The organism is uncultured Anaerobiospirillum sp. (assembly GCF_902485895.1).
Classification (GTDB): Bacteria; Pseudomonadota; Gammaproteobacteria; order Enterobacterales; family Succinivibrionaceae; genus Anaerobiospirillum; species Anaerobiospirillum succiniciproducens.
The window spans coordinates 1-12,304 of the sequence record NZ_CABTML010000097.1; the positions used below are offsets into that span (position 1 = coordinate 1).

Below are 12,304 nucleotides of genomic sequence, written 5' to 3' on the forward strand. Positions count from 1 at the left end.
CCTAGCAATTGCATGTTTCCTTAAAATTCGATAAACATGCGGTTTATAATATGTATGCTAGCTTTTAAATTTAACCCCCGTAAAATCGACCAAGTACTGACGCAGCAGTGCCATGCTCTTCAGCTTGAGTAGTAGCAGTCTCTTGTTCTCTAGGAGCAGCTTCACTTTCTGCATGTCTAAATAAAGGCGCATCCTCAAACTCTTGCTTATCTTCTAACTCTTGCTTAGCAATGTCAGGCTCGGCAGCATCGCTCTTCTTATCCGCAGAGATACAGCTGATTCTTGCGCTGGTGCTGGTGCTGTTATCGGTCTGCGCATTATCGCCACTATCAGCTTTAGTAGATTGAGCCTCTAAACTTTCAGTCTTTGCTGCAGCCACAGTAGATGCCTCAATTGCTGTGTCCGTATCTTTTGTATCTGCAGTTACGCTTGCAGATTCGTTTGATGACACTGCCTGGCTATCGGCATGAGCTAGGTTCATTTGATCTTGGCTTGCAATCGAGCTCGTAGTTTGCTCATGGTTTGCAATAGAGTCCGTGATCTTTTCAGTATCGGCTAATGAGGAGAGATGCTCATCGACAAAAGCGCTACCTGCACATACTGAAGCTAGCTGCATGCTATGAGGTGCACAGAGTGCTAGTCCTTCTTTTGCGGCAGATTTCATGGAGCTTATGAGGGTATTTAGGCGACTTAAGAATGACTGTAAGGTCTTGGCAATTGCGTTCTTTTCTTCAGTTAACAAAGCTAGGCGCTTGATGGCATTGCGCAATGAGTTTTTGTCGTTTTGCTTAAAACTCTGATTGCGCATTTGTAAAACCTGAGACTCATAGCGATTGCACATGACCTCACAGATATAGTGTTTTTCACTATCAGCAACTACAGGTGCTATGTGTTTGCAAGCATCAAAGACTTCATCGGCAGTTGGGACAAAGTGGAATTTAGCTGCCTGAATGTAGTCTCTTACAGCCTTTTGGTACTTCTCTAGACCACGCTCAATAGCCTTGTTCTCATCATCGCTATTGCCGCTAGTAAAGACAAAATCATCTAAAGTTGGTTTGCTCTGACCACAGTCTTTTAGAATGCGCTTGTTATACTCAACTTGTAAGCTTTTGCGATCTACTGTGAGCTTGGCAAAATCGACTAAATGCTGATACCACTGCAGACGGCAGCGCAGCACAATCTCTCTTTCAGTTAGATGCACAAAGTCAGTTGCAAACTCGCGACACATGGCAGCAAATGCCTCTATGCTTGAGGCTTTACCGCCCTCAATAGCTTTCTTACAACGCACAAAGAGTTTGCTGCGCTCCTTGCTCATCACTGACTCTGAGGCACGAATAGCCAATCGGTGAGAGTCGACTATGCAGATAAGATCGTCGGCAAATAACTTACGCATTGCTGCAGTCTTAACACCAACAGAGCTAGACTTACGACGCCATGCAGCACAGAGCATAGTTCTAGAGGTGTACTCAATTTCCTGCACAGACATGGTTTTAAACAAAGAAGCAATTCTGCAGCTTAGGGTAAACCAATCTGGCAAACGCTCCCCTGTGCTCTCAATAGCCTTAGCAATGGCATTGCGCAGCTTGATACGCATTTGTGTATGCTCATTCTTCTTGTCCTGCAGATAGACGCTATCTCCAACAATACGAGTCTCACTAAGATCTTTGCGGCCATTATGAGCTTTCACCACCTTAGCTCTTGCCTTGCGCCCCACAAAATGCTCATCAGCGGCAGCATCTTTATGATCAGCTCCACTTGCACGCTCTTCCTGGGCTGCTTCACTTGCACACTCTAGCTGTGAAGCTCCACTAGCACGCTCCTCATGAGCAGCGTCTGTAGTGGCATCGGTAATGGCTACAGAACAGTCGGCACTGTCAGTCATGCTCATATCCCTGGCAGTAGACTCGCTCTTGACTGCAGCTGAGTGTGGGCGTGACTTTGGTGTGGTCTCTTGCAAGATTTGGCTAATTGCTTGGTCTTGATCTCTTTGGGTATCTAAGAGTAAGTCAGAGTCGCTATTAAGATCTTGCCTTTCCTCACTGTTCTGCTCTGAGCTTGTATCTTCAGTATTGGCTGCTACAGTACTTATCTTATCTTCACTGAAAGTACTAGCAGCGGCATTAGATGGAATGCTTTGTGGTTTAACCTGATTTTGCTGAGCTTTTAGTGAAGATAACTTTGCCTCTAAGGTGTGAAGATTTGTCTTAGCCATCTCTAGCTTATTGGCATAGTACTCTTCATTTTCGCCACCTTTTGCTGCATCGTACTTGCGCTGCATGCTGCTTAAAAATTCTAAAGCCTCGTCAATGGACTGTTGAAGTTCTACTTGTAAGGAATGAGCATTATTAGACATGCATATATCCTCTTGTTTAGTAAGGCCACCACATTAAAAAAGCTGCTAATAGAGTCTTAAAGCGTATGAGCAAAAGTGCTCTGCTTCATTTAGACAAATAAGCCAGACTAATTAGCGCAGCTACGATAGCTGCCACTTAGCGGCAAGCAGCAATATTTGCTCGTGATTACTTGGCCTCTAAGTCGTTTTAGTCTGCGTGATCGCCTCTTAGTCTTGAAGCTTGAGAGCCTTTTACAGTTGCTTTAGTTCTCTCTTAGCACGCTATCTTGCGTATGGTTTGGGCATTACATAGTTATAGTTAATCCAACTTAGCTACAAAACTAAGTTACATCTGTCATAGCAAAATGAAACTACAGACAAGGCCTCACAGGCTTAGTGCGCGTTTTCTTGATATTGCTATGGCGCTTTTTAAAAGTTTGTTGTGTATAAGTTCACTTTGCTAAGGGCGTAGTAAGCCGCCCGCTCAAACTAATAGCTCTTACAAAGAGCTAGATCTAAGCGGCAGTTAATCAAAAGCGTATTCAGATAAAAACGGATGGTAATAGCACTCGCGCATTTCGTTAGCGCTGCGTGCTAGTTCAACATGATTTCCAAGATTGTCTTTTGTATATGGCAGCACCTCCTTGTTTTCAGCTTGAGTCTTAGACCCTGCGTGATCAGACCAAGAAGCAATTGCTCCTTGGTCTCAGGCTCTATGACTTAGCGCTACCTTTCTTGTAGGCTCTATGACTTAGCGCTACCTTTCTTTTAGGCATGGAGCTTCAAAGGATTAATTGAGGTCTTAGATGCATAGTGGCATAGTGATATGGATATGCCATTGCTGTTACATCTGCTTATGCATATGCATACTGTTAATTGCACCAATGCTTATGAATGATTGGCATATTGCTCAAAGGTTGCACCCAACTTGTCTTTGGCCTTAAGGATTAGATTGCTGCCAAAGCCTTGCTTAATACCTGCCTTTGTTTTGTTGGCAGGATCTTGTGATGAGCGTTTAGCTAAACTTGTTGAGGCGCTAAACTCTCCTTTTTGATGGTCAGCTGCCCTTTTCTTAAAGTTTTTGCCTGCATAAGCTGAGCGTCTAGACCCATCTTGGTTGACTGATCTTTTCTGCTCGTAAAAGGCCTCTTGCTTGCTGCTATCTGCGGACTTTGGGTAGTTCTTGCCATCCGAGGCAGTTGTCAACAAATCGTTGACAACTGAATTGCTGCAGTAAGTACCTTCATCTGCCTGTGCAGTCGTATCCTCTTCTTGGCAATTAGAGCTAGCGTTAGCATGGTGCTTGTTACTGTGGCCTAATGTGTTCTCGATAAACGAAGGCTTGTGATTGGCACTAATGGTCTTAATGATGGCGTTTTCTTCTACCGCCTCTTGCTCTTGTGTGGCTATGTGGGTGTAGAAGAGTGGGCCATATTTGTCATAAAGAGCATTAGTTTTAGCCATAGAGTGTTCACCAGCAATGCTAAGCAAAGCTTTTTCCTCAGCTGAGAGCATGAGGTTAAATAAAATGCGCTGATCGCCTTTAACGAAGTAATAGTCTTTCTTAGGCACAGATGAGGCTACCAAGTTAATCTCTTGATTAGATAAACCCATCATGGAGTATGAGTTTCTCAAGGCATCCGAGATCGCATCGCAATTTGGCAAGAAGATACGGGTCTTGGCGCACTCTAAGATATTTTCAAAGTGCTCTGATGCCTCTAAGTCGGTTAATGACTGTGTCGCCAAAATCACAAAGGCATTGTATTTACGTAAGGTCTTAAACCAGTTTAAAAGCTCTGCAGCAAAGACATCATCTTTGAGCATTAACCAAGCCTCATCCACCACGATGGCAAGTGGGTTACCATCTAATTGTTGCTCAATGAGTCTAAAGACTTGTTTGAGCACTGGTACAGAGAAAGACTCAGGTCGTGAGAACACATCTGCACACTCAAAAGTAGTTAAGAAACTTGAGGTGGTAGCATTGGTGTTGCCATCTAAGATGCAATTTTCACTTTGCTCTGCGGTATAGGCAGACAGTGCCTCTTTTAAAGTTCGGCTGCACAGTAAACTATGCAAATCCGAAAGACGTCTTAAGTTATGCGGCATAGAGCTTAGTGCTCTAATAGCCATCTGAATCTCGTGTCTTAGCTCTGGGCTACAAGTAGCACCTGACTGACGTAACAAGAGCTCCACAAAGCTTTGGGCATAATCAAGATCGGCATTACTCTCTAAATGATATAGAGGGCAGAGCATGCGCTCTGAGTTATTTAAGATGATATGACTACCGCCTAAGGCTTTAGTTAAAGCATGGAAAGAACAGCCCTTGTCAAAAGCAAAGACACGCATCCTTTGATAACGCAGCAAGTTGATAATGAGCTCGCCAAGGAGCATAGATTTGCCCGCACCAGTTGGACCAATTACCAAGGTATTGGCCACATCCTTGTCATGCAAATTAAGATAGTACTTACTCAAACCCTCTGTTCTTACCTGCATTAATGGCGATGCATGTAAGCCGTATAAAGGATTAGGGCTAGTTTCCTCTCCTTGTGAAGGCAGAGACATTGGTACTAAATCTAAGAGCACATCTTGAGACACTAATGGCCTACGTAAGTTTTCAGTCAAGTGACCAGGCAGTGAACCAAAAAATGCGTCATCGGCATTCATAGTCTCTACACGAACACTCAGACCTGTTCTTTCAATAGCGGCGATAGCTGCAGCTACTTTCTCTTGGAGCTTATGGAAGTTTTGCTCGTGGATAAGCAAGGTTGCGGTATAAGAACCAAACATCACCTCATTGCTATCTAAAGCTCGCTGAGCTTCATCAATATCTTTAACCTGATCTACAGCATTTTGGTTGACCTTGGCTCTTTCGATATTAAAGACCTGAGATAAGATGCCCTTTTGTGTTTGTGACCAACGGCTGCGATACTTCATCAAGTAAACTTTTGAAGTTGCATGATCAAAAATGACAAAGCGGCTATTAAAACGATAAGCAAAAGGCAAAGTAGCTAAGGTATTGAGCATGGCCTCATGAGTTGCTGATGGCAGTCCTTCAATTGACAACACACTCATATGCTCATATCCCATCTTTGGGGTAAAGCCAGAGATATAGTCATCCGTTGCTAGCACACTGTCTAAATAAGCTCTAGAACCTGGATATGCAATGGGATGTGTCTTGGCAGTTAGACAAGTATGAATCACAGTCAATAAGCGACTAATAACGGCTTTACCGCGATGTGATGAGTCAAATTTCTCTTTTGCAATCTGAGCATTGGCAAGCCCTGATAAGCCTACCTCATCACCACCAGCGCCCACAGCGGTTGGAGCATCTGTAGCAGCTGCAGCAGCTGTAGCAGCAGCTTTGCAAGCGCCGTCTGCCTTAGCGACATACTCATCTGCCTCATCAGCATCTGCATTAGCATCCACGTCAGCAATATCATCATGTGCAGCATTCGCATTAGTACCAGCATTGTCAGCATGTGTAGCATCTGCATCGGCAGCTGCAGTAGCTACCGCGCCATTGGCAAGTTCTGCCTTATGTTCGGCATTGCTATAGGCATTAGAGTCGAAAGCGTTGCTTCTAGGCATTGAGCTAGTGGCATTGTCATCAAGATCTTGGATCTTCTTAGCATCAATACTTGTTGCTGCAGTAACTTTGCTTGCGTTCTCAAAGGAAAGATCGCCATGTTCTTGAGCGGCATCTAATGTTGAGGTGCTGCAATAAGATGGCTGCAAGGCTAAGGTGCTGTCAGCAGCTTGCTGCTTGGCAGATTGGTACTTGGCATCTTGGATTTCATGATCTTGAGAGCTTGCTGTATTGTTTGAGTCTGCTTTGCCGCAAACAGGTCTAAGCTTGCTTGATAAGACGATCTCTTCATTGCCTAAGATCTTGACCGGGAAGCACTGGCTTAAGGAGTCGGCCACAATCTTTACGCGCAGTCTAAACTCTTTAATGATGGCCAAAGTGGCATTGTACTTATCATTAGACATGGCCTCTTTGGTCATGAGACGGCTGATAAGGCGGGTCTCTTTGGATTTGCCTGCATATGTAATGGTTAGATAGATATGAGTTACATAGCTACCTTCTTTGGCAAATTTCTGCTCACGACGACTCTCTAAATCTTTTAGCACTACATTGCTAGTGAGCATGCTTGGCGCATAGGAATTGTCTTTTGATCTAATGGCATCAATCTGAACAGCGTAGTTGCCCTCAAGCTTTAATAAAGCTTTTTGGCATAACTCATAACAGCTTTTTAGCTTGGTGTCGGTAAAGTTGGACATGTCTGGAATCATTAATTCCATCATGCTCATTAAGCCACCAGACTTAAGCACAATGACATCTTGTGTTGGCATAGTGGCATAGTCGATTAAATCGCATACCGTAGGCATCTTGGCATACTCTGGAACGCTAAGACGCGAGCGGAGGAAAAATAACACTGCTAACACACCACACAAGAGTGCCATGGTTAGGCAAACACTTATTAGGAGCTCGTTAGTTGTCATATCAGCCTCAAATATTTAAAGCAAGAGTAAAGTACTGAGCCCAAGGAGCACTTGCTCCCTGGCTTAAGGACGTAAAAACTAAACTGCGCTAAGGTTTTAGTAAGCTTAATTAGCTTGCAGATGCTGAAGTTCACGTTGCTCGTGATCATCTTGGGATTGACTCAGCTCAATGTAGTGGTCAATATCACGAGTTGAGCGGATTGGCTTAATAATAAATTGCTCATCCTCAATGCCATTGACGCACTTTATGCTGCGAATATGTGGCTGAGGACGGCTTTCCATTTGCACTATGATGTCGACGCCACTTGCAACTAAATCATTGTAGTTTTCTGGTGCTTGTTCATTGCGAGAGATCATGAGGCCTAAACGCTTAATGGCTTCTTCTGCGCTACCTGCATGCATGGATGAGAAGCTACCTTTATGACCAGTGCACAATGCATCGATAAGATCTAAAGCCTCAGGACCACGTACTTCACCGACCACAATACGATCTGGATGCTGTCTTAGAGCAGAACGTACTAACTCACTCATATCGGTACTATCTGAGGTATAGGCATGAGTACAGTTAGCAATAACCGGCATAAGCTCCGGTGTATCCTCTAAACAAATAACACGCTCGCTTGGGGCAATATCGGCAAGCTGATTGATTAAGGCAGAAAGTAAGGTGGTCTTGCCTGAGCCAGTTTCACCTGAGACTAGAATGCTCAGTCGAGCCTTAAGCGCATGCTCTAAGATGACGTACTCAGTCATAGTCAGCATCTTAAGATCCATCAGACGATCTAAGGTCATAGAGCAAGCAGCATGTTTACGAATGACTAAAGTTGGATTAGGCACGACTGGAGGACGATTGCACTCTACACGGCTGCCATCAAGCGGCAAGATGCCAGATAAGATGTGCTTGTCAGAGCCTAAGTCCATATCAAGCATTGAGGAGAGCAAACGCATCAGCGCCTCAATATTGGTATTGCTTGAGTTACTTAGCTCAATTGAGCGCTCAGTATATGTATTGATAAACAAACGGCGATCGGAGTTTAGCGCGATCTCAGTTACCTCAGGATTAGCTAAAAGCTCAATAATCTCAGGGCCCACTAAATATGTGAGCATGCGTAATGACTCAATGTTGTAATTGCCAGTACGCCACTTGCGCTCAATCTTATTGAGCATCTTCCAAGCACGCTCGCTAAGCTTGAGATCAAGCTCGAGCACAGAGGCAATCTCACAATCTCCTTCGACCTTATCTTCTGCTTTACCGCAAAACTCTAAGGTACGACGCTCCTTAGGAGTCATATTGCGTAAAGCAGCAGCCTTTGGGTCAAAGCGACAATCGCAAATACCGTATACACCAGGATCATCTTGAGCAGCAGTGATCATAGGACCACTTACGCTAACTTCATCAGTACAGCGCCACATAGAGATCACTGGTACGCTTGAGTGAGGAGGCACATCGGCTACAAAGTAAAAATTGCCTAAACCTACTCTTCCATGAATATCTGAAATATCCTCATCACGCATGCGCTCAGGCGCATTTAAAAACACGAGCTCACGAACGAGAATATGGATTTTGCTCTGCTCAATTTGCGGTAAGACTAAAATCTCATCTGTCTTGTTCTCATAGATCACACGAGTATCAGTACCCAAGGCAATGGCACATACTTTTGGATCAGCCATCAGCTCTAAGATCGGTCCGCCTAGCGCTAACACCAAGGTAAATAAAGCCTCTTGACGCTCTGCAAACATGCTCTCATCAGCTGCCTCAAGCATCTGTAATGCTCTAATACTCATCGGCAACTTGTGCTTTGCTACAGTAGCTCTATTAATACGCTTATAAGATTTAAATGCCTCAGTAAAAGACTGATGTACCAAGCTAAAGCCCTCAGGGCGCATACGCTCAGATTCAGGCACGGTAATAGTGAGAGCATCAATTGCATCATATTTTTCAGCACTACCCATGCCATACTCTTTATCAAATGCGCACAGCCTACAAAGAAGACCGCTAAGCTTGTTCTCCTTAACTTCACTAGCAGAAACGAGAGCCTCTGCCACATCGCTAGCCCCCGCCATATCGCAATTATCTGCACCAGAGCTAGCAACTAAAGACTCTTTAGCTGCTAGAGAAGTATCCGCAGTATCTTTATCTGCAGGAGCTGTATCGACAGTACCTTTAGCTGCAGAATCTGTATCTGCAGCACCATCAACGTTATGATTAGCTGCTTTACCTGACTGTACGTTAATTGCCTGGTCTAAAGAATATGCATCAGCAGCGCAGGATGCCGAAGACACATGGCTATCATCATTAAGGCCTATAAATACTCGTTCTGCTAAGACAGGCTTATTGTTACTGCTTTGATGCACATACATAGTGTTATCTACCACTCTATAGTTAGAAGGCTCTTGCTTAGTAACCATTAAGCTAAGAGCAGTTCAACTCTTGCTTAGCTCAACATGCCCAACGAGCTACTGCGAGAAGGCATTACTTAAATGCATAACTAAAAAGCATCTCTTGCTAACGATGTCATCAGTCTTAGAAGGCAAACAAGCACCAACCCAAAAGAACTGATAACAGAGATCTTAAGTACTGCATGTGCTGAGCTAAAGATGGGAAAACTTGGGCGTGAGGCAGTTTGCCAAAGGTTTGCTGTCAATCGCGTCCTGACAAAGGACATCATAGGCACTTAGACAAATTGCTCAAATTATGGCTTGTTAATAATTCACAGTAGATGAGTTTGCATGATTAAGCCTGACTTGAGAGCGATCACACTTTTTTACCAAATCCGCATGCCACCACTAAACACATTCCCTCAACAAAGCCCATTTATATCTGCTTTTTAAGGTACAAAAGACCACACCAAACACCACCAAAATCTCCGCACTCACAGGCCACTTTTTACCCCAAAACTCGCGAAATTTTGACAAGCTCACCAACACCATAAAACGCTATAAAAGGCATATTTATCGTATTTACAAGACTACTTTGGGCAAAGTAGGCAAGATTATTGAAATGTCTGTGATAGACTTCTCAACTATTCTTAGCTCAAATATGGTATGTGCCGTTCCACAAGCGTTGATCCTTGCTTAGCTCAATTCTTTAAAGTGTGATGCAAGGACGATTTTGAGCATAAGATTTAGAAAAATAGCCAAAAATATTTTTTCTGTGCTATAGGAGCCCTCAGCACTATTGCAAAAGCCAAATGATGGCTTTTACCCCATAAAAGCCACCTAAAAAGCCCTCAATCTCCCCTGACTAAGACATTCGCTCGCGCCTAAAAGCCCCAAAAATCTGTGATCTCAAACTGCACAAAAAACGTCTTAAAGCCAGAGCACAACAAGTCTCAAGCCCGATCTTGAATGAACCACAAAATAAGCCTTAATCAGACATCAAAACAGCCACCCTACCGTAATCAATCTAGTTTTCATAGCTAAAAATATGCGTTTAAACCATCATCTCCAACAAAAGTAATCCCCCTAAAGAGTCGTGGTAAAACACTGCACTTTACCCCCCCTCAGTTGCCCAAAATCTCATAAACCTCGGCTGCATCTGCCATCAGCACATGTTGATAGACGTTTTACCAGCATGCTGCTCAAAAGAGCTGAGACTTAAGAGCAAGCGGCCACATTTTGCTTGCTAATGGACTATAGAACAGATGCGATTATAAGCCGTAGATCGCCGTTTATAACTCGTTTATGACTCGTTTATGACGCCACAAGCGCAGGTTTAACCAGCTGAAGCCTATAAGCAGCTGTGAGCTTTGCAAGCGCCTAGCAAAGTGCATGGGGGAGCTAAACGGCTTCGTTTGCAGTGATCGAGGCTAAAGCTAAAGTTATAGCTATGGTTTTTGCTGTGATTGAAGCTAATGCTATAGCTATGGAGAGCGCTATTAGTGAGTAAGCTTGAACTGCTAAAGCTGGTTGGGATGGCTGAATAAGAAGAGGCGAGCAATGCTTGTAAACGGTTTGAGATTGCTGCTCGCGGCTGAAATGAGTACTGAGGTAATAAGGTCTGGGACAGTTTTGTTTGGCCTAGCGGATGTGCTAGGCCTGGGGTAGTGGGTATGACTATTCGTATACCTTGCGTAGTGGCTGCTTATCTGGACGGCCATCGCGACATTCTAAGATAGATTGGTCAAGAAGCTTATTTTTACGATCTATGTCTTGGTCAAAGACATTGGTAAGACTTGGGCCTGATGAGAATTGACCGTGATGAATGGTTGGCACTAAAGGCTTAAATACAGAAGGTTCAATCGGCTCACCTGAGAGATTTACCTTGCTTTCTTGCTTGTAATCGTAAACATCGTAATCAGGTGTATAGATTTGAGTGGTGCCTTGTTCATTGATTGGTAGAACCTTGATGTCGCTAAAGTGCTTAACATCAAAATCAGCCTGTCTGCCTGGATGAACAGTGAAAGTATTACGTCTATCGATGGTTTTAGTTTTGTTGGCACTGCTAATTGAGCCTTGAGCTTGTTTTTGCAAGTTAGCATCAGCATTGTCTAACGTACTGCCATTACGCATCTCAATAGCATCTTGCTTGAGCTGAGCATTTGCTTGCAGGCAAGCACTGTCATTTTGAGAATAAATATCTTTGGCAATAGCTTTAGATGGCTGCTTTAAATCGCTTAAAGCGCCAGCGCCATTGTGATTATCTAAGTGTAAGAATAAGGTGCCATCGTCATTGCGGCTTAATAGGCCTTCGTGCCCCACCACAGTTGCATCGGATAACACTAGACTGCCTTGATCGTTAACGCTTAAGGCACGATATTGCTCGTCGGTAAGCTCTATTTCATCAACAAAGATGCTAATGAGCGCATCGGTGCCAAATAAAGCGCTGAGCTCATGCGACGCAATCTTGTCTGCTACCTTGTTCATGGAACTAGAGAGCTCTTCTGACTTTTGTATCGCATGATTAACTGCTTCTTTTTGAGCTACAGTTAAGGACGCATTAGTGCTTGCTAAGCCATGTTGTTGAGATAAAGCAGCTGAGGCTACCTTAACGGAGACACGATCAGATAAAGCATCAGCATGCGGATTTACCGCCAAAATCTCTTGTTCTTGCGAGCTTACTAATGGAGCTTGCACTGAGTCTGCATGGGCAAAAGTCTGATAGTTTGAGTCAGCTTGCGCAAAAGTCTGATAGTTTGAGTCTGATTGATCAACAGACTGATAGCTATTGTTGCTCTCTTTGACTTTGATTTTATCTATTCTAGCTAAATTAGCTTGCGGCATAGACGCACTGTCATTTTGCTCAGTACGCTCATTGAGCACGAAGCTTACAATAGAGCCACTTTTAGAGGTGAGCTTAGCTATGGTCTTATGATGTAAATGAGGCATGATGTCGCAGTTTTTGGCAATCTGCGGCAAGAATACTGAGCGATGCTTTTTTCCCTGAGTAGCCATGTGTAAAAAAGAGTCACAATCATCTTCCACAATGTCATCATTCACACTGTATTCAACGCGCTTTCCATGCTCAAAAAG

The 12,304-nt window shown here is 43.8% G+C and carries 4 protein-coding genes; all 4 read right to left on the minus strand.

Going from position 1 to position 12,304, the window contains the following annotated elements; genetic code table 11:
• Positions 1 to 70: 70 nt before the first annotated feature.
• On the minus strand, positions 71 to 2,353 hold the full coding sequence (locus tag RDO37_RS07770; protein WP_308498672.1) for a hypothetical protein: 2,283 nt from the start codon (positions 2,351 to 2,353) through the stop codon (positions 71 to 73).
• 867 nt (positions 2,354 to 3,220) lie between these two features.
• Positions 3,221 to 6,769, minus strand: coding sequence for a hypothetical protein (locus RDO37_RS07775; protein WP_308498673.1), 3,549 nt, complete (start codon positions 6,767 to 6,769; stop codon positions 3,221 to 3,223).
• Between the two features lie 171 nt (positions 6,770 to 6,940).
• Positions 6,941 to 9,115, minus strand: coding sequence for an ATPase, T2SS/T4P/T4SS family (locus RDO37_RS07780; protein ID WP_308498674.1), 2,175 nt, complete (start codon positions 9,113 to 9,115; stop codon positions 6,941 to 6,943).
• A gap of 1,773 nt (positions 9,116 to 10,888) precedes the next feature.
• Positions 10,889 to 12,304: hypothetical protein (locus RDO37_RS07785; RefSeq protein ID WP_308498675.1), on the minus strand; the 1,416-nt coding region annotated here is incomplete at its 5' end.